Source organism: Hyphococcus sp., assembly GCF_965267305.1.
Classification (GTDB): Bacteria; Pseudomonadota; Alphaproteobacteria; order Caulobacterales; family Parvularculaceae; genus Hyphococcus.
On record NZ_OZ253945.1, the window covers coordinates 2,447,162 to 2,470,675 of the forward strand.

General features: G+C 61.2%; 23 protein-coding genes and 1 other RNA gene. 15 read left to right on the forward strand and 9 right to left on the reverse strand.

Translation table 11 applies throughout. From position 1 onward, the window contains the following. Positions 1-57: 57 nt before the first annotated feature. Positions 58-1,062 carry an SDR family oxidoreductase gene (locus tag ACQY5P_RS11540; protein ID WP_428407016.1) on the reverse strand — a complete coding sequence of 335 codons (1,005 nt, stop codon included), beginning with the start codon at positions 1,060-1,062 and terminating at the stop codon, positions 58-60. Between the two features lie 265 nt (positions 1,063-1,327). Here ACQY5P_RS11540 and ACQY5P_RS11545 point away from each other — a divergent pair, with 265 nt between their 5' ends. From ACQY5P_RS11545 to rsmD, 3 genes are all read left to right on the forward strand, one after another. Further along, complete coding sequence (locus ACQY5P_RS11545; RefSeq protein ID WP_428407017.1) at positions 1,328-2,491, forward strand: efflux RND transporter periplasmic adaptor subunit; 1,164 nt, start codon at positions 1,328-1,330, stop codon at positions 2,489-2,491. A gap of 4 nt (positions 2,492-2,495) precedes the next feature. Further along, positions 2,496-5,624, forward strand: a complete 3,129-nt coding sequence (locus ACQY5P_RS11550; RefSeq protein WP_428407018.1) for an efflux RND transporter permease subunit — start codon at positions 2,496-2,498, stop codon at positions 5,622-5,624. Between the two features lie 72 nt (positions 5,625-5,696). After that, a complete protein-coding gene (gene rsmD / locus ACQY5P_RS11555; protein WP_428407019.1) occupies positions 5,697-6,260 on the forward strand; it encodes a 16S rRNA (guanine(966)-N(2))-methyltransferase RsmD in 564 nt (187 codons plus the stop codon). Here the strand turns inward: rsmD and ACQY5P_RS11560 are convergent. Next, a complete protein-coding gene (locus ACQY5P_RS11560; protein ID WP_428407020.1) occupies positions 6,257-7,468 on the reverse strand; it encodes a hypothetical protein in 1,212 nt (403 codons plus the stop codon). The genes rsmD and ACQY5P_RS11560 overlap by 4 nt on opposite strands. Before the next feature lie 208 nt (positions 7,469-7,676). Here ACQY5P_RS11560 and ACQY5P_RS11565 point away from each other — a divergent pair, with 208 nt between their 5' ends. The 6 genes from ACQY5P_RS11565 to ACQY5P_RS11590 all read left to right on the forward strand — a co-directional run bounded on the left by ACQY5P_RS11565 (position 7,677) and on the right by ACQY5P_RS11590 (position 10,658). After that, the gene (locus ACQY5P_RS11565) at positions 7,677-7,964 is read left to right on the forward strand and encodes an XrtV sorting system accessory protein (RefSeq protein ID WP_428407021.1); all 288 of its coding nucleotides are present in this window, start codon (positions 7,677-7,679) and stop codon (positions 7,962-7,964) included. A 34-nt stretch (positions 7,965-7,998) separates the two neighbouring features. After that, positions 7,999-8,156: non-coding RNA, 6S RNA (gene ssrS / locus ACQY5P_RS11570), on the forward strand. A 91-nt stretch (positions 8,157-8,247) separates the two neighbouring features. Further along, the gene (locus ACQY5P_RS11575; RefSeq protein ID WP_428407022.1) at positions 8,248-8,553 is read left to right on the forward strand and encodes a hypothetical protein; all 306 of its coding nucleotides are present in this window, start codon (positions 8,248-8,250) and stop codon (positions 8,551-8,553) included. A gap of 148 nt (positions 8,554-8,701) precedes the next feature. Continuing rightward, the gene (locus ACQY5P_RS11580) at positions 8,702-9,181 is read left to right on the forward strand and encodes an Lrp/AsnC family transcriptional regulator (protein ID WP_428407023.1); all 480 of its coding nucleotides are present in this window, start codon (positions 8,702-8,704) and stop codon (positions 9,179-9,181) included. Positions 9,182-9,190: 9 nt separating this feature from the next. Further along, positions 9,191-9,781, forward strand: coding sequence for a 5-formyltetrahydrofolate cyclo-ligase (locus tag ACQY5P_RS11585; protein WP_428407024.1), 591 nt, complete (start codon positions 9,191-9,193; stop codon positions 9,779-9,781). A gap of 64 nt (positions 9,782-9,845) precedes the next feature. Next, entirely contained in the window at positions 9,846-10,658 is an 813-nt protein-coding gene (locus ACQY5P_RS11590; RefSeq protein ID WP_428407025.1) for a TIGR00282 family metallophosphoesterase, read from the forward strand. On the opposite strand, the gene ACQY5P_RS11595 is transcribed toward ACQY5P_RS11590, so the two are convergent. Together ACQY5P_RS11595 and ACQY5P_RS11600 are read right to left on the reverse strand one after the other, a co-directional pair. After that, positions 10,655-12,613, reverse strand: a complete 1,959-nt coding sequence (locus tag ACQY5P_RS11595; protein WP_428407026.1) for a serine hydrolase domain-containing protein — start codon at positions 12,611-12,613, stop codon at positions 10,655-10,657. The two genes, ACQY5P_RS11590 and ACQY5P_RS11595, sit on opposite strands and share 4 nt — an antisense overlap. A 62-nt stretch (positions 12,614-12,675) precedes the next feature. Next, positions 12,676-12,936 carry a YjhX family toxin gene (locus ACQY5P_RS11600; protein ID WP_428407027.1) on the reverse strand — a complete coding sequence of 87 codons (261 nt, stop codon included), beginning with the start codon at positions 12,934-12,936 and terminating at the stop codon, positions 12,676-12,678. A gap of 227 nt (positions 12,937-13,163) precedes the next feature. Between ACQY5P_RS11600 and ACQY5P_RS11605 the strand changes: the two genes are divergently transcribed. The 3 genes from ACQY5P_RS11605 to ACQY5P_RS11615 all read left to right on the forward strand — a co-directional run bounded on the left by ACQY5P_RS11605 (position 13,164) and on the right by ACQY5P_RS11615 (position 16,756). Beyond that, positions 13,164-14,375 carry a CaiB/BaiF CoA transferase family protein gene (locus tag ACQY5P_RS11605; protein ID WP_428407028.1) on the forward strand — a complete coding sequence of 404 codons (1,212 nt, stop codon included), beginning with the start codon at positions 13,164-13,166 and terminating at the stop codon, positions 14,373-14,375. A 20-nt stretch (positions 14,376-14,395) separates the two neighbouring features. After that, complete coding sequence (locus ACQY5P_RS11610; RefSeq protein ID WP_428407029.1) at positions 14,396-14,872, forward strand: DUF6064 family protein; 477 nt, start codon at positions 14,396-14,398, stop codon at positions 14,870-14,872. Between the two features lie 390 nt (positions 14,873-15,262). Further along, positions 15,263-16,756 carry an alkaline phosphatase PhoX gene (locus tag ACQY5P_RS11615; protein ID WP_428407030.1) on the forward strand — a complete coding sequence of 498 codons (1,494 nt, stop codon included), beginning with the start codon at positions 15,263-15,265 and terminating at the stop codon, positions 16,754-16,756. A 138-nt stretch (positions 16,757-16,894) separates the two neighbouring features. Here ACQY5P_RS11615 and ACQY5P_RS11620 read toward each other — a convergent pair whose 3' ends face one another. Further along, positions 16,895-17,518 (reverse strand): hypothetical protein, encoded by a 624-nt coding sequence (locus ACQY5P_RS11620; protein WP_428407031.1) that lies wholly within the window; start codon positions 17,516-17,518, stop codon positions 16,895-16,897. A gap of 119 nt (positions 17,519-17,637) precedes the next feature. Here ACQY5P_RS11620 and ACQY5P_RS11625 point away from each other — a divergent pair, with 119 nt between their 5' ends. After that, positions 17,638-18,513, forward strand: a complete 876-nt coding sequence (locus tag ACQY5P_RS11625; protein WP_428407032.1) for a LysR family transcriptional regulator — start codon at positions 17,638-17,640, stop codon at positions 18,511-18,513. Positions 18,514-18,519: 6 nt separating this feature from the next. Here the strand turns inward: ACQY5P_RS11625 and ACQY5P_RS11630 are convergent, their stop codons facing one another. Next, a complete protein-coding gene (locus ACQY5P_RS11630) occupies positions 18,520-19,263 on the reverse strand; it encodes an SDR family NAD(P)-dependent oxidoreductase (RefSeq protein ID WP_428407033.1) in 744 nt (247 codons plus the stop codon). Positions 19,264-19,345: 82 nt separating this feature from the next. Here ACQY5P_RS11630 and ACQY5P_RS11635 point away from each other — a divergent pair, with 82 nt between their 5' ends. Next, positions 19,346-20,092: a YebC/PmpR family DNA-binding transcriptional regulator gene (locus ACQY5P_RS11635; RefSeq protein WP_428407034.1), complete on the forward strand. Its 747-nt coding sequence runs from the start codon at positions 19,346-19,348 to the stop codon at positions 20,090-20,092. Between the two features lie 37 nt (positions 20,093-20,129). Beyond that, positions 20,130-20,693 (forward strand): elongation factor P, encoded by a 564-nt coding sequence (gene efp / locus ACQY5P_RS11640; RefSeq protein ID WP_428407035.1) that lies wholly within the window; start codon positions 20,130-20,132, stop codon positions 20,691-20,693. 5 nt (positions 20,694-20,698) lie between these two features. Here efp and ACQY5P_RS11645 read toward each other — a convergent pair whose 3' ends face one another. The 3 genes from ACQY5P_RS11645 to ACQY5P_RS11655 form a co-directional block, all read right to left on the reverse strand. Next, positions 20,699-21,403: a TMEM175 family protein gene (locus tag ACQY5P_RS11645; RefSeq protein WP_428407036.1), complete on the reverse strand. Its 705-nt coding sequence runs from the start codon at positions 21,401-21,403 to the stop codon at positions 20,699-20,701. Between the two features lie 53 nt (positions 21,404-21,456). Then, positions 21,457-22,398 carry an alpha/beta hydrolase gene (locus ACQY5P_RS11650; RefSeq protein ID WP_428407037.1) on the reverse strand — a complete coding sequence of 314 codons (942 nt, stop codon included), beginning with the start codon at positions 22,396-22,398 and terminating at the stop codon, positions 21,457-21,459. 67 nt (positions 22,399-22,465) lie between these two features. Beyond that, positions 22,466-23,488 (reverse strand): TonB family protein, encoded by a 1,023-nt coding sequence (locus ACQY5P_RS11655; protein WP_428407038.1) that lies wholly within the window; start codon positions 23,486-23,488, stop codon positions 22,466-22,468. Positions 23,489-23,514: the final 26 nt, after the last annotated feature.

Genomic DNA, 23,514 nt, shown 5'->3' on the forward strand with positions numbered 1-23,514 from the left:
AGAATTCGCGGCGATGCTAGTCGCCGCGCAGCAACGCTCCACCCGTTTCTTGCTTTTTTAGTCCGTCACCGCGTCATGCCAGCTTTTATAGGCGCCGGCGCCCAGGACATTCGCCTGGATCTGCGCCATGGCGCCGTTCGCCGCGGCCATCGCCCCGGGATTGGGGTGCACCGGCCGGCGCAGGGGCCGCGTTCCCACAGGCATCGCCATGATTTCCGCAATGGCGCGCGGCACGTCATTGGGATCGGTCGAGTATTCGCCGTTAAGGATGCCGCGCGCCATCTCAATATGCGCGTCATACGCCGCGAGCCGGTCATCCCCTGCCCGGGCGAGCATCGCCTCGCTGTAGCGGCGGCCATTGTCCCAGATTTTCGTCGGATAGCCTCCCGGCTGAATGATCGTGACTTCGACGCCGAAAGGCGCGAGTTCATAAGCCATAGTTTCGAACATCGCCTCGACGCCGAATTTCGTCGCGCAATACATGCTGAGGCCGGGGATCAGAATGCGCCCGAGCTGAGACGACACGTTGAAGACCTGCCCCTCTCCCTTCTCACGCATATTCGGCAGCACGGCCCGCGCCATGCGCAGATAACCGAAGAGATTGGTCTCGAAGATAAGCCGCGTCGCCTCCATGTCGGCGAGCTCCGCCGGACCGCTAAGGCCCACGCCCGCATTGTTGACGAGCACGTCAAGCGCGCCGCCGGCGATCTCCTCGGCGCGCGCGACGCCCGATGCGATCAGCTTTTCGTCGAGAACGTCGATCTCAATCACTTGGAGGTCGAGTTTTTCGTCCTTCGCAATCCGCCCGAGCTCCTGCGCTTCGGGGCGCTTGCCCCCGTCATAGTTGCGCATGGAGGCGATCACTGTCGCCCCGAGGCGGGCGAGATGCAGCGCGGTCAGCCGTCCGAAGCCAGAACTCGTCCCCGTGATCAGCACCGACCGCCCGGAAAGGTCCGGCGCCTCGCCGCTCTGCGCGCCCGCCTTGGTCGCCGCCGCGGCGGCGAGCGCGGAAACGCCCCCGAGAACGGCGCGGCGGGAGGGTTCAAATCGGCGTGAGGTCATGGTGATTTCCCTTCAGACTTTGTGTTTTTTGCATCTGCACAGTAAAAAAGTGCTGACAAACGGTCCGCATGCGGTCTCGGGCGCCGTCAACGCCTCATTAAGCTTGTGGAATTTACAAACAAATTCAACAGCGTGGCGAACAGACGGCGGCCGCGGCGGAGTCATCTAGAAACGCCGACGGATCGTAAGACTTCCTACGTTACTCTATATTAGGCATATCGTCCTTGCCGGGCTGCACCGGAACCGGACGGAAGACGAGGGACAGATGAAATTGCCGGGGTCACTGGCCGCAGGCGCGGTTGTCGGACTGGTCATCGGCGCCGCGACGACGGCGCTGGTCCTGACGGCGCGCCAGCCCGGCGGCGAGCAAACAGCTTCTGCGGTCCAGAATGGATCGGGCGGCGGGCGGGGCGGCTACGCTCCTGCGGTCACCATTGTGGCGGCGGAAGCAGCCTCTGTCGGCAAGACCCTCGACGTCATTGGCGAAGGCCGTGCGCTCAAAAGCGTCGCCTTGACCTCAGAAGCGACGGGCATCGTCGCCGAGGTCAATATCGCGCCGGGCAAACAGGTTTCCCAGGGCGATGTCCTTCTGCGCCTCGACAATGAAGAACAGCGCATCGCGCTTGAGCGCGCCAAGGCGCAATATCCCATCGCCAAGCAGAACGCCGAACGCTATCAGGACCTTTTGAACACCGAGGCCGCGTCGGAACTCGAAGCCGAAGCAGCGTTCAACAACTACAAAACCATCGAAGCCGATTTGCGCGCGGCGCAATTCGCCATTGAGCAGCGCGCCATCCGCGCGCCCTTCGACGGGGTCATCGGCCTCACCGAAATCGAGAAGGGCGATTATGTGCGCGCCGGCGATGTGGTGACGACGCTCGACGACACATCCTCCATCGTGATTGAATTTGCTATTCCGCAAGAGGCCGCCCGGTCCGTCGAGATCGGCCAGGATGTGACGGCCCGTCTCGCCTCTGGCGCCGGCGCGCCGCAAGAAGGCGTGGTCAGCGCCATCGACAGCCGCGTCGATCCTGCAACCCGCACCCTGAAAATCGAGGCGACCTTCGAAAACGAAAACGGCGCCCTGCTGCCCGGCGCGATTTTCGCCGTTTCGACCACCAGCCGCGGCGAGCCCGCCCTTTCCGTTCCGGGCCTCGCGATCCAGTGGGACAGAAGCGGGCCTTTCGTCTGGACGCGCAATGCCGAAGGCGCGGCGACAGCGGCTCCCGTGACCATTCTGCAGCGTACGGACGATGTCGTGCTTGTCTCCTCCCGCGATCTTGAGCCCGGCGACCTCGTCGTCTGGGAAGGCGCGGACCGTGTGCGCGAGGGAACGCCGCTCCCCGGCCTTACGACCCAGCACTCGCAACCGTCGAGCGCAGGCGCCGCCAACAGTTCAGGACCCGGCGCCGCCGGCGGGAGCGAGTAGCCCGGTGAGCAAGGATCGCAAGCCATCCGCAACGAATAATGGCGGCGGGTTTATCGGCGTCTTCATCCAGCGGCCCATTCTCGCTGCGGTCATCAGCCTTTTGATCGTCATTGCCGGCCTTGCGGCGACGCTCGGCGTCGATGTCCGGGAGCTGCCCGACGTCGACCAGCCCGTCGTCACCATCCGCACCGATTATCGCGGCGCCGCGCCGGAAACCATGGACGCCGAAGTGACGTCGGTCATCGAGGGCGCCGTCGCCCAGATCGATGGCGTCAGGATGATCTCCTCGTCATCTGAATTCGCCGAAAGCCGGGTGACGGCGGAATTTTCTTCGACCGTCGACATCAATATCGCCGCAACGGATGTGAAGAACGCGATTTCGGGCATCCGCGACGAACTTCCCGTCGACATTGAAGAACCGCAGGTCATCAAGGCCGACCCCGACTCATCGCCGATCATGCGGATTTCGGTTTCGGCGACGGATATGGAAGCGGGCGGCATCGCCGACCTCGTCGATGACGTCATCCTGCCGCGGCTGCAGGCGGTTGAGGGTGTTGCGCAGGCCGACGCTTTCGGCGACCGCAACCGGGTCATCCGGGTGCGGATCATGCCGGTCTCCCTCGCGGCGCGCGGCTTCACCGTCGAGGATGTGACGCAGCTTGTTTCTTCCGCGGCGCAAAGCGCGCCCAGCGGGCGGCTTCGCACAGCCTCGCAGCAATTGCTGATCCGCGCCGAATCCCCTGCAAAAACGCCTGAACAGATATCGGCGCTGCGGCTTGACGACGAAACCCGACTTTCCGATGTCGCCATTGTCGAATGGGGGCTTGAGGATCTGAACCGCACGGCGCGCGTCAACGGCGCGCCCGGCATTTCCATCGGCATTATCCGTCAGGCGCAATCGAACACCGTCGCCGTGGCCAAAGGCGTGAGGGCGGCGGTCGCCGAACTCAATAACAGCCTGCCGCCCAATGTGCGAGTCGAAGTCATGATCGACGATTCGGTTTTCATCGATGAGGCGATCAAGGAGGTGGTCCGCAGCCTATTCCTCGCCACCGCCGCTGTCGTCTTCGTAATCTTCCTGTTTCTGCGCTCGATCCGCGCAACGATCATTCCCGCCGTCACCATCCCCGTATCGCTGATGGGCACTGTCGCAGCCATGTGGCTCGCCGGGTTTTCGGTCAACATCATCACGCTTCTCGCCCTCGTCATGGCGGCGGGACTTGTGGTTGACGATTCCATCGTCGTCACGGAGAACATTCAGCGCTGGCGCGGCATGGGCGCCGGCAAGCGCGCCGCCGCCGTGCTCGGCACAAGGGAAATTGTCTTTGCAGTCTTGTCGACAACTGCAACGCTCGCCGCCGTTTTCATCCCGATTTCCTTCCTGCCCGGACAGGCGGGCAAGCTGTTCTCGGAATTCGGTTTCGTCCTCGCCTTCGCGGTGATCGCATCCTCATTCGTGGCGTTGACGTTGTGCCCGGTGCTGACCGTGAAACTCGGCCGCGAATTCCGGGCGGAAATGGCGGCGGAAGAAGACGAACTGAAACGCATGCGCGAAAAACCGGCAGGGCCGCTTGCGGCGATGTACGGCCCGGCGGTGCGGTTCTGTCTCAACCGTCCGCTGATCGCCGTCATTCTCGCCCTTGTGTTCGCCGCGGGCTCCATCACAGCGTTCAACCTCATTCCGAAAGAGCTGACGCCCACCGAAGACCGCGGGCGGGTGTTCATGCGCATTGCAGCGCAGGACGGCGCCAGCTTCGAATATCTCGATCGCAAGATCATGGAAGTCGAAACGCGGCTCCAGCCGATGCTCGATCGCGGCGACCTCGAGGTCATCACCTCCAGCACCAGCACCGACTGGTCCTTCGCGCTCATTCGTCTGCCGGACTGGAGCGACAGATCGAAATCGCAGCAGGATATCGAGGCGGAAATCCGGCAATTGACGCGAGACATTGCGGGCGTCAACGTGCAGGTCAGAAGCGGCAATTCGCTCGGCATCCGCGGCGGCGGTCAGGGGCTGCAATTCGCGGTCGTCGGTGACGATTATGAAGCCGCGGCGGTGACGGCCGAGAAAATCGCGCAGGATCTGCGGCAGAAAGGCGACGTCTTCGCCGATGCGCGGCTCGATTTCCAGACGACACAGCCCCAGGTCAGCGTCGAGATCGACCGCGAAACCGCAGCCTCGCTCGGCGTCCCGGTGAGCGCCATCACCACCACCATCCAGGCGATGGCCGATGAAGTCCGCGCCGCGGAGCTTTTCATCGGCGACGACATTATCGAAGTGCTGGTGTCTTCCGGCGGCGAGCCGGTGAACGATCCGACCGATCTCGCCAATCTTTATGTCCGCACAGCGGCCGGCGGCTTCACCCCGCTCTCCTCCGTCGCCCGCATCAATGAAGTGGCGGTCGCCGCCGATCTTCGCCGCGAACAGCGCCGCCGCGCCATTCCGGTAACCGCGTCTCTCGCCGACGGCGCGCGTCTCGGCGACGCCGTGAGGGAGCTGCGCCAGTCGGCCCCGGACAAGCTCGAAGGGGCGCAGTCGATCACTCTGCTTGGCGAAGCGCGAATCCTCGAGGAATCGAACCAGGCGACCTTCATCGTCTTCGGTTTCGCGGCCATCATTGTTTTCCTGGTGCTCGCCGCACAATTCGAAAGCTTCGTCAGTTCGGTCATTATCATGGTGACAGTGCCTTTCGGTCTCGCCGCGGCGGTCTACGCCATTCTTCTGACCGGCGGGTCGATCAACTATTTCAGCCAGATCGGCCTCGTCCTCCTGATCGGGATCATGGCGAAGAACGGCATTCTGATCGTCGAATTCGCCAACCAACTCCGCGATCGCGGCGAAAGCATCCGCGACGCCATCGAGCACGCGGCGATGACGCGCCTGCGCCCCGTCCTCATGACCGCCATGTCGACATTGCTGGCCAGCCTGCCGCTGATCTTCGGCTCCGGGGCCGGATCTGAAGCGCGCGCGGCATTGGGCTGGGTTATCTTCGGCGGCCTCGGCTTCGCGACCATCTTCACGCTTTTCCTGACGCCCGTATCCTTCCTTCTCTTCGCTAGGCTCTCGAAACCGCGCGCCGAAGAAGGCAAAAAGGTCGAGGAAGAACTCGCCAAGATGCCGACCCTGCGCTAGGCGCCTTTCCATTCAGCATTGCAGAGCGACGGCGCTTGCTGATAAGAGGCCCCGTTTTTGAAAAGGCCCTCCATGCGCATCATCGGCGGCGCGTTCCGCGGTAGAACCATCATCGCGCCTAAAGGCATGATTGCGCGCCCCACGGCAGACCGCACGCGCGAAGCCTTGTTCAACATTCTCTCCGCGCGCGCCGATGTCGCGTTCGAGGGCGCGCGCGTCATCGACCTTTTCGCCGGCTCCGGCGCGCTCGGGCTCGAGGCCATGTCGCGCGGCGCGGAATGGTGTCTCTTTGTCGAAACCGATGCGTCCGCCCGCGGCGCGATCCGCGACAATATCGAGGCGCTGGGCCTTTTCGGCACGACCCGCATTCACCGCCGCTCCGCCGCAGAGCTTGGCCCCAAACCGGCGGGCGTCGGCCCGCCCTTCAGCCTCGCCTTTCTCGATCCGCCTTACGGCAAAGATCTCTGCGCGCCCGCCATGGAGATTCTTCGCGACGGCGGCTGGCTGGCGCCCGGCGCCGTCGTCATCGCCGAACAGGGCAAGGACGAAGCGCCTGTCACCGTTGAAGGCTTCATCGAAGACGACCGGCGCAAATATGGCGCCGCGCAAATCGGCATTTATGCTTATACCGGCTAGTTTGCGAGCGGCGTCGCTCCATGCGCCCCGCGCGTCGTCACGAGGAAATCATAGCCGAGCAGCATGAACTTCAGCTCCGGGGAAAGCTCTTTCATGCCCTTCTGGCCCAGCTTGCGGCGCAGCGGATCAAGCGCGATAACAGCCCATCCGTCCTCCGGCACATTCTCGTTCGCAAGTCCGGCAAGAGCAATCAAAGCGGCAACTTCCTCTGACGCATATTCCACAGTGGCGAAGGCGCCCTCCGGCGAGGGCATGACCCGGGTTTGCTTGCCTGCGAGCGGATAAACCGCGATCCGCATCACCTGAAGCCCGTTCGCTGCAGCGATCCCTTCCACGAGTGAGCCGATATCGAACGTATTGAGGAAGGTCGTGCCGCGGCCCGCATGGATTGCGCCCATCTTGAAAATCGCGCGGGGCGCGCCGCCGCGCGCCGAACCATAATGTTGCAGAAACTGCCTTTTGATCAGATCGATGCGGTCAGTGTTGCTGACAAAATTTTCGCCGCGCGCATATGACTGATAAATCCCCGCGCTTTCCTGCATGGCGGCGATCAGTTCAAGCGATGTCTTGTCGCGCGGAAAATAGGATTGGAGTTCGGCGAAAACGTCCTCCGTCGCAGTGAACATGAAAAACGCGCCCTGATTGCCCGTCGCAAAGGCTTCCGTTTCGGTTGCGAGCAATTCCTGCAGCCGCGTTTTAGCGTGTTCTCCTCTGGCGCGATCATGAAGAGTTTGCAGATGCAGGAGCGGAGACCCGATGAATTCCTGATCGACGCCCCAGAGATCGCCGCCGCTATCGAGAACGGAGAGGGCAAGTTCAGCATCTTCACGCATGTTGAGAAACGGCATGGCCAGCGGGCGGCCTTCAAGCGCCGCGGCGACTCCATCGACGCCGTCGCGCTTCAAAACGCCGCTCGCCCAGTCTGCGGAATACGGCCCGATCTCGACGACATGATGAATGACGCCGTATTGACGGGCCTGTCTCGCCAGCGCCGCGGTAATCTGTGGCGAACCGGCAAAGCCGTGATCCTCGCCCACAAGAATGAATTGCGCATCTTGAAGCCGGTCCAACAGAAGCGCGGCGCCTGGTCCCGAGAGGCCATCATCGCTCACATTCATGACCGGAATGGCGGACGCCTCTTCCTGCGCCAGCGCCGAGGCCGCCATCACTGCTGCGGCCATGGCGGCCGCCAGAGTTTTCACGATCATTCGTCCCTCCGCTTTGTATCCGCAAGCCTACTCCCATTCCGGCCCGATTGGAGCCGCCAAACGACGAACCACGCGGTAGACGCGACAAGCGGGCGATTGAAGCGATTGCGCGCATGTCGCCAACACGCCGTTAACACCTTTTTCGCTGAGGTTAAGCGCGACTTAACCCGGCGGCGCTAAAGTATCGGCGCAATGGTGCGGGGAGCCCATGGTCACGCTGTTCGATATTTATTCACTGATCTTGCTGCTGGCCTCGATGGGTCTTTTCGTGAAACGCTACACGACGCAGAACCCACCGGTTTACCCCTATCTCATCATCGCCTGCACCTGCCTTGTGGCGAACTGGCTCGGTGAATCCGGCGGCGGGATTTTCGCCCTGACGCTGCTTGTCGCCGCGTCCTTTTCGTTTCTGGGCTGCCTTCTCTATCCGAGCTGGCGCAACATGACAGAAAACGGCGTCCAGAAGACGTCTTCTTTCATCGGCAAAGACGATTAGCCCCTTGCGAGGAGCCCTTCGGGCGCCTACTTTCCGGCGGCTGCCCGGCCCGTCAGGATGACATTCCCCGGGGCCTTATCCAATCGAACGGGAGCTGTCTCTGGTTAGGGCCGTGGCCCTTCTCACGCGGCGCCCACCTGTACCTTAGGGTCCAGGGCGAAGACCAAATCCAACGGCCAGGGCGGCGCTTATCTATTCTTGAATTCATTCTCCAAGGCCGCTTTCCTCGAAATTGTCGGCGTTATGTGCTTGAGTGCGTCATGCAGACGACTTGGAGGGCGCAATGAGAAGATTTTCTCTCGTATTGCTGGCCGTCGCGTGCTGTAGCTTTTCGGTGCATGCTGAAGAAACGCGGCTACTCAAAACCGGCGACGTCATTGAAATTGAAGATGGGAACACGTTGAGCGTGCCCGAACTGCGCAAGATTCTGCGCAGTTACGGCTATACCCGGCTCGGAACCGGCGGCCGATATGGAAGCCTCCTGGTGATGACCGCGTGGGGGCCGGACGGCAATCGCTACGAGTTCAAGATCAATTCCAACACCGGCAAGGTGCAAAGGGCCTGGCGTAAATATTCCACGCGAACCTGACGGCGCTCCGCCTCGCGATTTACGAGCCGGTCGGGAGGATACTCCTGCCCGGCCTGCGCATGTCTTGTTTTCCTTTCATTTGTCCCGCGACGGCTTAGATAGGAGGGATACGCATCATGCGTGAACTTGCGCTGGCTGCGGGGGCCGAATGGGAAAGCTTGACGAAGCGAACATCAAAATTCTCTCATTAATGCAGGAAGACGCCGCGCTGACGGCCGACGAGATCGCCGAAGAGGTCGGCCTTTCCGCCTCCGCCGTTCAAAAACGCCTGCGCCAGATGCGCGCCGATGGCGTCATCGAACGCGAGACCGCGATTGTTTCTGCGGAAGCGCTGGGCGGGGTCTCCATGTTCCTCGTCAATATCCAGCTTATCCGCACCAAGCACGATACGATCGGCGCTTTCCGCGCGCTGATGCGCGACACCGAAGAAGTGCTCCAGTGTTTTCACATCACAGGCCCGTTTGACTTCTGCGTCCTGGTGGCGGCGAAAGACACCCGCGCCTATGAAGGCTTTTCGAACCGGATGTTCACCGAAGAAAATTTCGTTGCGCGGTTCGAGACAAGCGTCGTGTTGAAATCCGTAAAATACGGGTTCGCCCTGCCGCTGGAGCAACTGCTTGCCCGATAGGAGGATTTCATGCTGCCGCCCATCGCCTCCATGTTCGATCCGAAAGCCGTCCTGCGCGAGCGCATGAAGGGCGAGCGCAAGGCGGCCGCGAAAGCGCGCCCCGACGCCGGGGTTCACGCGGCGGCGCATTTCATGAAGTCTATTCCGCGCAGCGAGGGCGCGGTCGTCTCCGTCTACTTCCCCATGCGCGACGAACTCGACACCGAACCCCTCGTCGCGGCGCTGATCGAGGAAGGGGCAAGCGTCGCCCTCCCCGTCGTTGCGAAGAAAAAGGCGCCGCTCCTCTTCCGCGCCTACAGGCCCGGCGACGACCTCGCCCCCGGCTCCTATGGCGAACTCATTCCCGCCGAAACCGCCCCAGAGGCGGTCCCGGACATTCTGGTGGTCCCGCTCCTCGCCTTCACATCCGAAGGCGGGCGGCTCGGTTATGGCGGGGGTTATTACGACCGAACGCTCGAAAAACTTCGCAAAACCGGCGCGCCCCTCGCCGTCGGCTATGCCTTCGGAGCCCAGGAAGTTGACGCCCTGCCCCTCTCGCCCCTAGACCAGCCGCTTGACTGGGTCGTGACCGAGCGCGGCGCCAGAATGTGCAGGGCCTAGCGTTTTCAGGAAAAGTGGAAACCGGTTTTCCGTCGAAAACGCTATCGAGTGAAAGAGGCAGAGTTTGCGGATTGCGGTTTTCGGCGATGTGGTGGGCAGAAGCGGGCGCAACGGCCTCTTGGACCGGCTGCCGGGCCTGAAGAAAAAACTCAGCCTCGATTTCGTCATCGTCAATGTGGAGAACGCCGCGGGCGGCTTCGGTGTGACGGGCGACATTGTCGAGGCCTTTCTCGACGCCGGCGCCGACGCGCTCACGACCGGCAATCACGCCTATGACCAGCGCGACGAGATCGACATCTTCGACCGCGAGGACCGGCTTTTACGGCCGGTGAATTTTCCGGCCTCCAATCCGGGACGCGGCAGCGGCGTCTTCGAGGCGCGAAACGGCGCCAGCGTTCTCGTCGTTCATGCGCAAGGCCAGATCGGCATGCCGCCGGGCGACGATCCTTTCGCCGCGGTGGAGCGCGAGCTCGCCGGCGCCGTTCTCGGCAAGGATGTGGATGCGGTTGTCGTCGACTTTCACGCCGAAGCGACCTCGGAAAAAGCCGCCATGGGGCATTTCCTCGACGGGCGCGCAAGCCTTGTGGTCGGCACGCACACTCATGTTCCGACCGCGGACGATCAGATCCTGCCGCGCGGCACAGGCTATATCACCGATCTCGGCATGTGCGGCGATTATGACAGCGTCATCGGCATGGAGAAGTCGGAGCCGCTGCGCCGCTTCGTCACGAAAATTCCCGGAGGGCGTTTCAGCCCCGCCAATGGCGAAGCGACGCTGTGCGGCGTGATGGTGGAAACCGACCCGAAGACCGGCCTTGCGCAAACCATTCATCCGATCCGCGTTGACGGGCGCCTGCGCCGCTCGATGCCCGATTAAGCGGTTCCCGCAAAAATTACGTTCCAGAAAATCAGCATCGCGCCGAGAAGGCCAAGCGCCAGCGCGAACAGCGTGTGATGAAGCTTGCGCCAGAGGCTCCAGCCCGAACTGCGCCAGACGGGCCAGAGGCTGACAAGGCCGGCAAACGCCGCTGCAAAGACGACATACCCGGCTAGGCGCATGGCAATTACAGAGGCTGTCGGATAGGCTTGCAACCCCGCTGCGCCGAGCGATGACAAGTCCGCCAGCACCCAAAGCGTGAAGCCGGTGAAAACAAACATGACGACCGACGCGGCCATGGCGCCAAGGCCGAGAAGCGCCCCGGCCCGGGTTTGCGCAACCTCGCGCCCCTGACGGCGCCAGGCCCCGAGCAATGTCGTCGCCGCGAAAAACAGCGCCGCACCGAGCGCGAGATTGAGATAATCAGGATTGGAGCCGAGCGTCACGCGGTCATAGGAGTGAACGCCGGACGCATCGGTGAAATGAGTGACGCGTCCTTTCGCATCGCGCCCGAAGACGAGGCGATCCCCTTTTCGGTTTTCGAATGTGTCGGGCGCGCCGGGCAGCGGCGCGAAATGCTCAGACTTGCCTCCTTCAGTCACCGTAAGTCCGCCGCCCTCCGTCGGCGCGACAGTGGCTTTCGCGCTCGATGCGAACAGCTTTTCGAACAGCGAGAAAGACCGGCGATTGTCGAGATAGGCGCCCGCGAAGGCTTTCGCCCGTTCCGCGAATTGCGGATCGTCGCGCGCCGGGGTCGCGGGCAGGTCCAGCACATGGTCGATCACCAGGGCCCCTAGATCGCTCACCAGCGTGCGGTCATTGGTTGTGCTTTGCGACACGAAAACGCCGAGATCGAGTTCCGGAACCAGCATCATGTAAGTGTAAAACGCCGTGGTCGCGCCGCCATGGCCGACGGTTACAATGTCGCGGTAAACGGTGGACATGAAGCCGTGCGCGAGATCGGCGCCCGCAGCGCGGTCATTGAAAGCACGGGTCCACATGCGCTCATGCGCATCGGCGCTCATCAGCCGCACGCCGTCATGCTCGCCGCCGCCGAGGTGAAGCAACATCCATTGCGCCATGTCCGCCGCAGTCGACGCCATAGCGCCCGCCGGCGCGAAAGGCCCAATCTGCATATACTCGGCGGGTTCATAAGCCCCCGCCTTCAAATCATATCCTGTCGCCAGCTCCGACCGGTCTTGCTCCGTCATCAGCGCCGGCGCGGTGATGGTCGTATGAAGCATAGCGAGCGGTTTCAGAATCTCGTCCTCAAGAAAAGTCCGATATGAAACGCCCGACACGTCCTCAATGATTTTCGCCGCAAGGGCCGATCCCCAATTGGAATAGGAGGTGCGCGCGCCCGGCGGATAGACGCGTTTGGGCATGGTTTCCTTCAGCGCATCGGTCAGAGAGATATCGCCCTCATCGGGATAGGTGAACACTTTCAGCGTATCTTCAAAGCCTGCGCGATGGGCCATCAGGTCGTTCATGGTGACCGGCGCCCCGAAGGCTTCGGGAAGCTGCATATCCTTGAGATAGCTGTTCACATCGGCGTCGAGATCGATGAGCCCGCGCTCCTCGAGCATCATCACCGCCGTCCAGGTGAAGGTTTTCGACACCGAGCCGATACGGAACAGCGTCTCGTGACCGCTGGCGTAGTCGCGCGCCTCCACATCCTTTTCGCCATAGGCCTTGGCGAAAACAATCTTGCCGTTCCTGACGACGCTGACCGTCACCGCCGGCGCATCATGTTCGCGCATATGCGCCGCGACGACGCCATCCACAAAGCCTTCGAGCACCGCCTCTTCCCGGGTCGGCTCGAAGGCCGGGAGCACCACTTCATCGACCGGCGTCGACGGCGCCGGGTCGGGCGGCGGAACGTCCTGCGCCCAGGTCTGCATTCCGGGCGGCGTAACGGCGAGCAACAACACAACAACGAGGAAAAGGCGCATCATCTGTCTCCCTTGGGCGCGGCCAACCTAACAGACCCGGGAGCCGAGACAATGCGCCTTTCCGGTTAAGCCCTGTTGTCGAGCTGCGCCCGCACCGATTGGCGCCCCAGCAGCGTCGCCCGATAAGGCCCGCCGCCGGAAGAGGCGATGAAACGCCGTCTTTTCAGCCGCTTGAAAACGCCAATAGTGCAGTCTTCGAGCGTCCAGCCCTCGCGCGTTGCGCAATTGACGGCGATGATTTTTCCGTTCTCGTCCTTTTCAACGAGGATCGCGCCGCCGCGGGCGAGCGCATGGAGCGTTCTCTGCTCCGCTTTCGAAATGTTCATGGAAAGAAATCCGGATCTTGTCGCTAAACCGGGCGCAAGAATGCGACGCCGCCATAGGCGGATCGCCGTTTCAATTGCGCCACATCAATGCGGCTTAGCGGGAGACAAGCTCTGACATAGTTCCTCGGATGCGCGCATAAATAGGCGCTAAGGCCCGGCGGGGCAAGATGCGTTGCCGGATGTGTTGCGCGGCCTTACGCTCAATAAAAATGACGGGAGACTTGCCAATGAGCGAAACCCCACGCGGCCCCTTATCCGGCGTGCGTATTCTCGATCTGACGCGCGTGCTCGCCGGCCCTTATTGCACAACGCTCCTGTGGGAGCTCGGCGCCGATGTCCTGAAAATCGAAATGCCCGGCCATGGCGACGACACCCGCGCCTTCCCGCCTTTCAAGAACGGCGAGAGCGTGTATTTCGCCAGCATCAATCGCGGCAAGCGTTCGCTGGCGCTCGATCTGAAAAACGAGGAAGACCGGAAAGTTTTCGAAGCGCTGCTCGAACGCTCGGATGTGCTGGTCGAAAATTTCCGCCCCGGAACCATGGAGCGGCTCGGCTACGGCTATGACGTGGTGAAGGAGAAATTTCCCGACGTCATTTACGCCGCCATCTCCGGCTTCGGCGACACCGGCCCCTATCGCGATCTGCCTGCCTATGATCTGATTGTGCAGGCGCTGGGCGGCATGATCTCCATCAACGGGCCGGAAGGCTCTGGCGGCTATCGTCTCGGCATTTCGCTTGCCGATCTCGCCGCGGGGACGTTTGCGGCGCTCGCCATTTCCTCCGCCCTATATGAACGCCGCGCCTCCGGAAAGGGGCGTTACATCGACATCGCCATGCTCGACGTGCAAACGATGCTCCTCGAAAGCGCGCTGGTGCGCCAGTTCGCCACTGGCGAGTCGCAAGCGCCGACGGGTTCGCGTCATCCTGTCATTACGCCGTTCGACGTTTTCCAGGCGAAAGACGGGCCCATCGCGGTCGCCTGCGCCAACGACCATCTCTTCAACGAGCTTTGCGACGCCATCGGCGCGCCGGCCCTCAAAGCCGATCCGCACTACGAGACGCTCTTCGCACGTTACGCCAATCAGCCGGCTTTGAAAGTCGAACTTGAAAAGGTGCTGGCCGCTGATACTGTCGCGGGCTGGGTCGAAAAACTGCGGCCCTTGGGGCTCCCCGTCGCGCCGGTGCACAGCATGGCCGACGTCGTCAATGACCCGCAATTACAAGCGCGCAACATGTTCGTCGAGGTCGACGACAAGGAAATGGGCAAGCTGAAAATGGCGGGCAGCGCCTTCAAGATTTCCGGCTATGCCCAATCGCCGACGCGCCCGCCCGCGCCCAATCTCGACGAAGCGCGCGCCGACGTCATGAAAGAACTTTCCCGCCCTCAAGAAGAAAGGCGCGAACGCGTGAAGCAGCCGCCAAAACATCCGCTCTGGTGAGAGATACTTAACAGTCGCCGATGCCGTTTTCTAAAACCGAGTTTTTCGCCGTTTTTACGGCTTATAATGCCGCCATATGGCCGGTTCAGCTAGCCGCGATATTGCTGGGATCCATTTCTTTTTTGCTGGTTTGGCGACGCCCCGGCAAGGCGCGAATGGTAGTCTTGTTTTCTCTTGCGGCCATGTGGGCGTGGACAGGCGCCGTCTATCACATTCTCTATTTTTCAAGGATCAATCCGATTGCGACGGCGTTTGGCGCAGGCTTCATCCTGCAAGCACTCTTTTTGATCTTTTTCGCTCTCAAAACGTCTGCTTTCGATCCTTTGTCGAGTTCACGGTTTCGCTGGCTCGGCGCCATGCTGGGAATGTTTGCCGGTGTCGTTTATCCCGTCATCGGCGCACTGAACGGACATGCGCCCCCTGCCGCACCAGCATTTGGCGTCACCCCCTGCCCCCTTGCCATCTTCACCTTACAGAAGACCTGGCGCTGCCTTTGAGCGGCGCAATCGCCATGTGGGCGAATCTCGCGCTAAAAGCCGAGCCGATCCGCTCCTCATGACCGGCATGCGCAACCAGCGCGCAATGGGGAAAGATTGAATTCGCGCCGTCGCGAATGTCATGAACCCGACATCAATCTGAGACATTCGTGTCAGAAAATCTCCCTAGGCTTTCCTTATCATCCGAGTAAGGATGATTCGGCGCGGCGGTGCGTGAAAATTCTCCGCGCATAATTTTATCGCTCATCCCCGCAAGGAAGAGCGGTTTCCATTCGTCCTGAAACTAGGGGCGGCGCAAAGGGACGTGTTGCTTTCGGCGCTTCACCGGCGCCCGGAACGGCGTTCGCCTTTGCGGCAGTCCCTGCCCTTGAACCTCGAGGAAACCTGCTGATGACGCAAGACGCGACCCAATCCCCTTCTTTCAACCGCCGAAACCTTCTGAAACAGGGAGCCGCGGCGGGCGCCGCCGGCCTCGCCTTTTCAGCGCTGTCGGCGCGCGCCCATGATTTCGGCGGCTATGGCAAGCACCGTCCCTATTCCACCGATTACGGCCCGCTCGAACCGAAGGAAGACATGGTGACGGGCCTCAAATTGCTCGCCCTGCCGAAAGGCTTTGAATACATGTCCTTCGGCTGGACCGGCCAGATCATGGATGACGGCCGCCCGACCCCGACCGATCATGACGGTATGGCCGTGTGCGGACAATATGGCCGTTTCATTGCGCTGGTGCGCAATCACGAACTTTCCGCCGGCGAGAGCACGCAATGTTTTGTTCCCGGCGGCATGTACAATAACAATGAATATGGCGGCACGACAAACCTCGTTTTCGACACGGCGCGCGGACGCTTCGTCAAACACTATACGAGCCTTGGCGGCACCATCCGCAATTGCGCCGGCGGCCTCACGCCGTGGAACTCGTGGATCTCCTGCGAAGAAACCTTCCATGAGTGGAACAACCGCGCAGACGGTTTCAATCACGGCTATCTCTTCGACGTTCCCGCCTGGGGCGTCAGCACGGGCCAGCCGATCCGCGCGGCGGGACGTTTCTCTCACGAAGCCGTCGCCGTCGATCCGAAAACCGGCGTCGTCTACCAGACAGAAGACGCCGGTTCGTCCGCCTTCTACAAATATGTGCAGCCCGGCGCCCATGACGGCCATTGGGGCGGATGGGGCCGTAAGGACTGGGGGGGCCATGACCGCTTCTGGGGCCCCTGGCGCCAGCGCGGCCCGCTGCGCGACGGCGGCGAGCTTTACGCCATGGTGGTCGAAGGCGAGTCCCGCAAGGATCTGACCCTCGGCTACCAGCCTGGCGACACCTTCAAAGTGACGTGGCAGAAAGTCGGCGACCCCGAAGGCAAAGAGGGCCGGGCTTTCGACTCCGCGCCGGATGCGGCTGTCTTCTCGCGCGGCGAAGGCTGCTGGGAAGATGACGGACTCATCTATTTCGTCTCCACCGACGGCGGCGCCGCCGGTCTCGGTCAAGTGTGGGTCTATAATCCGCGCAAGGAAACGGTCAGCCTCGTCTATGAATCGGCAAACCCGGAAGATGTCGATGGGCCGGACAATATCGCCATCTCTCCGCGCGGCGGCATCATCCTCTGCGAAGACGGCGATTCCAATCCGAAACGCCTGATCGGCCTTACGACGAAGGGCGACATTTTCCCGTTTGCGGAAAACCTTATCGATCTGAAAGATGGCGACCTCGCCAAGATCAACGCCTATTTCCCCGGCGTCGCAGACAATTTCTGGGACGCGCCGGTGCGCAATTTCTCAAGCCAGGAATGGTGCGGCGCGACGTTCCACGACGACTGGCTCTTCGCCAACGTCCAGTCGCCGGGCGTCACCTTCGCCATCCGCGGGCCGTGGCGCAAAGGCGCGCTCTAAACGTCTCAACAATAATTTTGTTGCGTAAGAAAGGGCCGGATGGGAGAGCCGGCCCTTTTTTTAAATGAATAAGCCGCCGCGAAGAGAGAGCCTAAAACGGGGGAAGCCCTGCTCCGCGGCGGGGACGCCCGAAGGCGTTTAGTTGAACTCCGTCAATTCAACCGGCGCGCCGGTGATCTGCGCCGCCGGCTGCACTGCTTCTGCTTGCGCCACATAGTTGGGATGGCTTTCGGTTTCCGCGCGGTGCATTTTCCCGCGTCCCGAGGCGATGAGTTCATTGCCGGTGCGGACAGCAGACTGGCCGTTGGCGATGTCGAGCTGCGCCTCTTTCAGATTGGCTTCGGCTTTCCCCACGCGCTCATGAGCGTCTTTCCAGTCGTCAGCCGCTTTTTTCAGCGCCTTGATTTCGGTCTCGACCGCGGCGGGCGTCGCCGCGCCGCCGAACCCGGCGACAAGGCGGGCATAGGCCGCGCGCTGCTCATTTGAGACCGCGACCGCCTTCTCAAGTTTTTCGCTCGACTTGCGTTCGTCCTTCTGACCTTTGCGGATGAGCTTTTCGCCATCTTCAATCTGGGCGAGACCCGACATTTCCTGACGGCGGCCATCGACCCAGAGCGCAGAAAGTTCATTCGCGTTCGGCGCAGCGCTTTCGGTGACGGCGAGCGGGGCCACGATGTCTTTCAGCTTGCCCGCCTCGGCGCCCGTTGCGCTCAGCGAGGTCAGGGCCAGAATGGCGGCGGACAAAATCAGTCTTTTTTTCATGGCGGCAATCCTTTCATTGGGCGGAGCGGGGCCCCGCGCCGGCAAGATTGACGCTGGCAATCTATTTTAAAAACGAATATAATCGCATGATCATATCGGAAAAAGCGAATTGAATTCCCATGGACATTACCTCCGCCAAGACCTTTCTCGCCGTCATTGAAGGCGGCAGCTTCGTCGCCGCCGCAAGGCGCGTGCATGTCACCCAGTCCACGGTGAGCGCCCGCATCAAGGCGCTCGAAGACGAGCTCGGCAAAATCCTTTTCATCCGCACCAAGGCGGCTTGCGACCTCACGCCCGCGGGGCATCAATTTCACCGCTATGCGCTGTCGCTGGTTCGGATCTGGGAAGAGGCGAAACATCAGGTCGCGGTGCCCGAAGGCTTCGAAGACACGCTGATCGTCGGCGGGCAATACAGCCTGTGGAACCGGCTGCTCCTATGGTGGGTTCCCGCCTTTCGCGCGGCGGCGCCCAAAGTTGCCCTCCGCTGCGAGATCGGCACGCCGCCGCGGCTGATGCGCGAAATGGCCGAAGGCGTCATGGACCTTGCGGTGATTCATCAGCCCGAACACCGGCCCGGCATGGTGGTGCGCGAACTTCTTGAAGACCGGCTTATTCTTGTGACGACGGACGCAAGCATTCCGTTCCAGGACAATTACATCTTCGCAGACTGGGGCGAGGGTTTCCGCACCATGCACGCAGCGGCGCATCCCGATCTGATGACGCCCGCCATCACGCTCGATCTTGGCGCGCTCGGAATCAACATCCTCCTCAACATGCGCGGCGCGGCGTATTTTCCCGAGCGCATCGTGCAGCCGCATCTTGAAAAAGGGATGCTGTCGCTGGTGAAAGGCGCGCCGGATTTTCCGTACCCGGCCTATGTGGTTTATCAGCAAGACTTCGCGGCGCCGGCGATCATGGAGCAGGCGCTCCAAACCCTGTTTCACACCGCCGAGCGGTCGCTGCATGGCGACCTGCCCAAGCCTTACTGGATGTAACCGGCGTCAGCGCACGTAACTTGCACCATTGATGTCGAAGGTCGCGCCGGTCGCCGAGGGGCACGCGCCGCTTGCGCAAAAGACGATCATTTCCGCGACTTCCTCCGGCGCGGTGACGCGGCCGAGCGGGATTTCGTTCACAGCTTTCGCCCTCGCTGCGATGTCTTTCGGCGCCATCCTTGTTTCAACCCAGCCCGGCGCGATGGCGTAAAAAAGAATATTCTCCCCCGACAACGCCCGCGCGTAAGTTTTGGTCATGGCGAGCACCGCGCCTTTCGACGCCGCATAGGCCGCGTGATCGGGCCCGTCGCCGCGATGGCCCGCCCGGCTCGCCACATTGACGACGATCCCGCCGCCCTGCTCTCTGAAATGCGCGATGGCGGCGCGGCAGATATCGGCCGGCGCCTGAACATTGACGGCCATGGTCTCAGCCCAGCCGGTCGCCCAGTCTTCGTCGCTCCCGGTCAGCGGGGACGGAATGTAAATCCCGGCATTATTGACCACGGCGTCGATCCGCCCCGCCCTTTCGACAGCCGCCGCCATGAGCCGCGCGCCTGCGCCTGGCGCAGACAGATCCTCGAAAATCGCCTCTCCGCCAGCCGCCTTCGCTGCCTTTTCCGCCGCCTTGCTGGGGGCAGAGGCATGGAGGATGACCCGGGCGCCCGCCTCATACGCCGCCTTCGCCGCCGCCGCGCCGATCCCCCGCGACGCCCCGGTCACCAGCACGGTCTTGCCCTTTAAAACGCTCATAAATCCTCCACACTTGAATTTTCACGAGCCCTCGGCATAACGGGCCCCCAAATCAACCCCCTTCGAGTATCACGAGGACCCCATGGCCGGGCATAGCAAATGGGCGAACATCCAGCACCGCAAAGGGCGCCAGGACGCAAGGCGCTCCAAGATGTTCTCCAAACTGTCGAAAGAGATCACCGTCGCCGCAAAAATGGGCGCGCCGGACCCCGATTTTAACCCGCGCCTGCGCCTCGCCATTCAGGCGGCGAAAGCCCAGTCCATGCCCAAGGACAATATCGACCGGGCCATCAAGAAGTCGACCGCCGCCGACGAGGCGAATTTCGAAGAGATCCGTTACGAGGGCTTCGGCCCGGCCGGCGTCGGCGTCATCGTCGAGGCGCTGACCGACAACCGCAACCGAGCCGCAAGCGACATCCGCGCGATCTTTTCGAAAAACGGCGGCAATCTGGGCGAGACGGGCTCCGTCTCATTCATGTTCGATCTTGTCGGCTATATCGAATATCCGGCGAGCGTCGCGTCGGAAGACGACATGCTCGAAGCCGCCATCGAGGCCGGCGCCGACGATGTTCAGTCCTCGGAGGAAACACACGAAATCTACTGCGCCTTTGACCAGCTCGGCGAAGTGAGCGCGGCGCTGCAGGAAAAGTTCGGCGAGGCGTCGTCGGCGAAACCCTACTGGAAGCCGCAGAACACTATCGATGTCGACGGCGACAAAGCCGCGTCGCTGATGAAGCTCATCGACGCGCTGGAAGATAATGACGACGTCCAGAACGTCTACGCCAATTTCGAAATTTCCGATGAGGAAATGGAGCGGCTGGCGGGCTAAGCCCCTCTTTCCAGCGCAAAACAGACAAGGCTCCCTCATGAAGATCAACGGCAACGAAATTCGTCCCGGCAATGTCATCGAACATCAGGGAGGCTTGTGGGCGGCGGTGAAAACCAATGCCGTGAAACCGGGCAAGGGTCCCGCCTACAATCAGGTGGAGCTGAAAAACCTGATCGACGGCCGCAAGCTCAACGAGCGTTTCCGCGCGTCGGAAACCGTGGAGCGCGTGCGCCTCGAGCAGAAAGATTACACCTATCTCTATGAAGAAGGCGACATGCTGGTCTTCATGGATCAGGAAAGCTATGAGCAGATTTCGATCCCGAAAGACCTTATTGGCGAGCGCGCGGCGTTCCTGCAGGACGGCATGGCGGTGCTGGTGGAAAGTCACGAGGGGCGTTCCATCGGCGTGCAATTGCCCGAGCATGTGACGCTCGAGATCGTCGACACCGAACCGACGGTAAAGGGCCAGACCGCCTCGGGTTCCTACAAGCCGTCGACCGTGGACAACGGGCTCCGCATCATGGTGCCGCCCTATATGACGATCGGCGAAAAGATCGTCGTCAACACCGAGACCATGGAATATGTGAAGCGCGCGGACTAAGCGCGTTACGCTTTGCCGAAGCGCGTCTGCGTAAAATAAGTCGCGGGACCGATCAGAAAGTAGAGCGGCCCGGCCCAGGGACCGATCGGCGTCAGCCCGGCAATCGCCGCAACGAAAATAGCAACACCCGCCTGCACCAGCGCCGAGGCGCGCGAGCGGCGCGTCAGCAGATATTCCGTGTCATTTAACTGAAGCGCTGCGCGTTTTGACGCCGCGTGGCCGTAAAGGGCCGCGATGATGAGAAACACGGCCGCATAGCCGAAGGAATAGATCACAAGCAGAAGCGCGCCGTTTTCAGCGTCGCCCACCATCGCCGCGACTTCGGAAAAATCCGTGAAGAAAGCGGGGATCAGCGTGAAAATGAAATCCGCGAGAAACCGCAAGGGATAAACGAAGAGCAGCACGACGAACAGCAAAGCCGCGTTCAGGAACACCGTCGTCTGGTCGCTAAGCCCATAGCGGCGGAAATAAATGTAGTGATAATTCCAGATCAGCAAGAGAATTGCGAACGCAAAGGCGAACGCAAAAGCGCCGCGAAAAATCGACAACAGCTCTGGAAAGGTCGCGGGCGCGCCCGGCGCCACAGCAAGCAGGCTTAAGGAAAATGCAAAAACGATGTCGCTCAAATTTTCGATGCGCGTGACATCTTCACCACGCCAGCGAAAATCAGGATCTTGATCGATTGCGCTCTTTTGCGCTGGCCGAAGCATGAGCCGCCCCCGAGAGTGTGCGGCGCCCACTAGGCCACGCGTTGCGGCGTGCTTCAATCCCCCCGGTCCATCACCAGAAACAGGTGACGAATGCCCGTCGACAAAACCGCCGGGTAAATGCTCGCATGGGTCTCGTCGTCGAAAACGCGTGTTTCCATGACGAGATTGGGGTCGTCATGAGTGGCCAGTGCGGCGGCGAAGGCGCTGAGATCGGAGACCATGGCGTAGGATCGTTCCGGCTGCTCCTCCCAGGAGCCGACGCCCATATAGACATAGGTTTTGCGCCCGAAGGGTTTCGCATTTTGCGCCGCCGCGAACATCATCTTGTCGTTGAACCACAGCGACGGACTGACGAGGATGTAACGGTTGAAAATCTCCGGATGCGACAGCAACAAATAGGCGCCGAAAAGCCCGCCATAGGAATGGCCCACAAAGACGCGCTCTGAGTTGTCTGTGCGATAGCGCTCCCCGATTAGCGGCAGGATTTCGTTAGTGATGACTTTTGCGAAGTCGGGACCGCCGCCGGAGACTTTCTGGAACTCCGGTCCGTAACCGCCTTCCAGGGCGCGCGCCGGCGTGTAGTCGCGCGTGCGGTTGAGGCGATAGGATTCCTTGTCGGCGGGATCGTAGGCGTAGCCGATGGAGACGATAATCATTTCCGGCGCCTGACCGCGCTGCCACAAATGCTGAACATGGTTCGAGGCGATGGCGAACTGGTAATCGGCGTCGAGCGTCACCAGCAGCGGATAGGCTTCGTCGCTCTCGCCGTAACTGTCGGGCAGCTTCACATAGAGTTCGTATTCGACCCCATTGATGCCGGATGTGAGCGGAATGACTTCGGTGCGCGGGAGCACATAGGGGCGAGGACCGTTTTCTTGCGCCTCCGCTTCGGCGCGCGCCGCCTCGGTTATTCGGAGTGCGCCGGGCGCATCATTGCCTTCGGGCGAGCAAGCAGCGGCAAGACACAACAGAAAACACAACAAACCCTGCCGCATGAACTCTCTCCCGAAAATATGCTACATATGTAGCAAATTCGCTAGGGAGGGAAACTGCAATCAGCAATTATTGGTCTTTACCGGATGTTGCTTCGTCGCTCTCATGTTCCTCCCCCGGCGCTGTTGGCCCCATGCCTAGAGTCGTTTCAAGCTGATAAATCAGGTCCTCAACTGCCTCGCGCGCTTCTTCAGAGTCGGCACCGCCCGTTCTGTGGACAATTCGAAGACTGTCCAGCGCCGCGGCGTAATCTTTCTCATTAATTTTCACGAGTGCGCGCACTTGATGATACGCAGCCAGTTCTCTCGCGGAAAAGGTTTCGCTGTATTCCGCGTAGATCTCATCAAGTATAGCGTTTGCTTCCTGCAATTTGTCCGGCTGTTGACCGTATCGTTGCGCGCGAGCCAGTTTCCTCTGGACAGCGGTCCGCATGCGCATATCGCCTGCGGAACTTCCCTTGCTCAAACGGAAATGAATCACCGTCTGAACGCCCCGCCGCGCAACCGGCGCACCTTCAATCAGTTTCGGTCTGAATTTCCAACGAATGACAGACTCCGCCGCTGCTTCATTCAGGCATTTATTTATAGACTCCTGAACCTCGACATTTTCCGTGGTGCCGCGTTCATTCACGTCGTATCGCACAAGCACGGCCTCGTCTTCTTTTGCCGAACGCATGCATTTTCTCGGGTAATTCGGCGGCACGCGCACAGTCGGCCGCGCATCGTATTCTTCGGTTTGCGTTTGTGTATTCACGACAAATGTCAGCGTCACTTCCATGTCGTCTTGAGACGCGCGCGCACTTCCGACGCGCCGCGGCTCATACTTCCAGCCTCGCGCTGCCGCAACAGAAACCGGCTCAAAACACGGATCGCTTGATTCACGGACGCGAACATTCTCAACGTCCCCACGGCGATCAATATCGAACATTAGCGTCACATATTGAGGAGAGGCTCCGTCGGATGATTTTGCGAGACACTCGGCGGGATATGTTGGCGGCTGACGGCTAATCGGCTTCGCCGGCGTTTCTTCCTGCGCAAGCGCAATCCCAAACGACATCAGCGCCGTAAAAACAAGAATTATGGTATGCCGCATGTCCGCCCCTCGCCTGTCCCCGGCAA

Bases quoted from the DNA above. Each gene is read 5' to 3' on its own strand.
- ACQY5P_RS11540 (WP_428407016.1), bottom strand. From the start codon at position 1,062: ATGACCTCACGCCGATTTGAACCCTCCCGCCGCGCCGTTCTCGGGGGC.
- ACQY5P_RS11545 (WP_428407017.1), top strand. From the start codon at position 1,328: ATGAAATTGCCGGGGTCACTGGCCGCAGGCGCGGTTGTCGGACTGGTC.
- rsmD (WP_428407019.1), top strand. From the start codon at position 5,697: ATGCGCATCATCGGCGGCGCGTTCCGCGGTAGAACCATCATCGCGCCT.
- ACQY5P_RS11560 (WP_428407020.1), bottom strand. From the start codon at position 7,468: ATGATCGTGAAAACTCTGGCGGCCGCCATGGCCGCAGCAGTGATGGCG.
- ACQY5P_RS11565 (WP_428407021.1), top strand. From the start codon at position 7,677: ATGGTCACGCTGTTCGATATTTATTCACTGATCTTGCTGCTGGCCTCG.
- ACQY5P_RS11575 (WP_428407022.1), top strand. From the start codon at position 8,248: ATGAGAAGATTTTCTCTCGTATTGCTGGCCGTCGCGTGCTGTAGCTTT.
- ACQY5P_RS11580 (WP_428407023.1), top strand. From the start codon at position 8,702: ATGGGAAAGCTTGACGAAGCGAACATCAAAATTCTCTCATTAATGCAG.
- ACQY5P_RS11585 (WP_428407024.1), top strand. From the start codon at position 9,191: ATGCTGCCGCCCATCGCCTCCATGTTCGATCCGAAAGCCGTCCTGCGC.
- ACQY5P_RS11595 (WP_428407026.1), bottom strand. From the start codon at position 12,613: ATGATGCGCCTTTTCCTCGTTGTTGTGTTGTTGCTCGCCGTTACGCCG.
- ACQY5P_RS11600 (WP_428407027.1), bottom strand. From the start codon at position 12,936: ATGAACATTTCGAAAGCGGAGCAGAGAACGCTCCATGCGCTCGCCCGC.
- ACQY5P_RS11605 (WP_428407028.1), top strand. From the start codon at position 13,164: ATGAGCGAAACCCCACGCGGCCCCTTATCCGGCGTGCGTATTCTCGAT.
- ACQY5P_RS11610 (WP_428407029.1), top strand. From the start codon at position 14,396: ATGCCGTTTTCTAAAACCGAGTTTTTCGCCGTTTTTACGGCTTATAAT.
- ACQY5P_RS11615 (WP_428407030.1), top strand. From the start codon at position 15,263: ATGACGCAAGACGCGACCCAATCCCCTTCTTTCAACCGCCGAAACCTT.
- ACQY5P_RS11620 (WP_428407031.1), bottom strand. From the start codon at position 17,518: ATGAAAAAAAGACTGATTTTGTCCGCCGCCATTCTGGCCCTGACCTCG.
- ACQY5P_RS11625 (WP_428407032.1), top strand. From the start codon at position 17,638: ATGGACATTACCTCCGCCAAGACCTTTCTCGCCGTCATTGAAGGCGGC.
- ACQY5P_RS11630 (WP_428407033.1), bottom strand. From the start codon at position 19,263: ATGAGCGTTTTAAAGGGCAAGACCGTGCTGGTGACCGGGGCGTCGCGG.
- ACQY5P_RS11635 (WP_428407034.1), top strand. From the start codon at position 19,346: ATGGCCGGGCATAGCAAATGGGCGAACATCCAGCACCGCAAAGGGCGC.
- efp (WP_428407035.1), top strand. From the start codon at position 20,130: ATGAAGATCAACGGCAACGAAATTCGTCCCGGCAATGTCATCGAACAT.
- ACQY5P_RS11645 (WP_428407036.1), bottom strand. From the start codon at position 21,403: ATGCTTCGGCCAGCGCAAAAGAGCGCAATCGATCAAGATCCTGATTTT.
- ACQY5P_RS11650 (WP_428407037.1), bottom strand. From the start codon at position 22,398: ATGCGGCAGGGTTTGTTGTGTTTTCTGTTGTGTCTTGCCGCTGCTTGC.
- ACQY5P_RS11655 (WP_428407038.1), bottom strand. From the start codon at position 23,488: ATGCGGCATACCATAATTCTTGTTTTTACGGCGCTGATGTCGTTTGGG.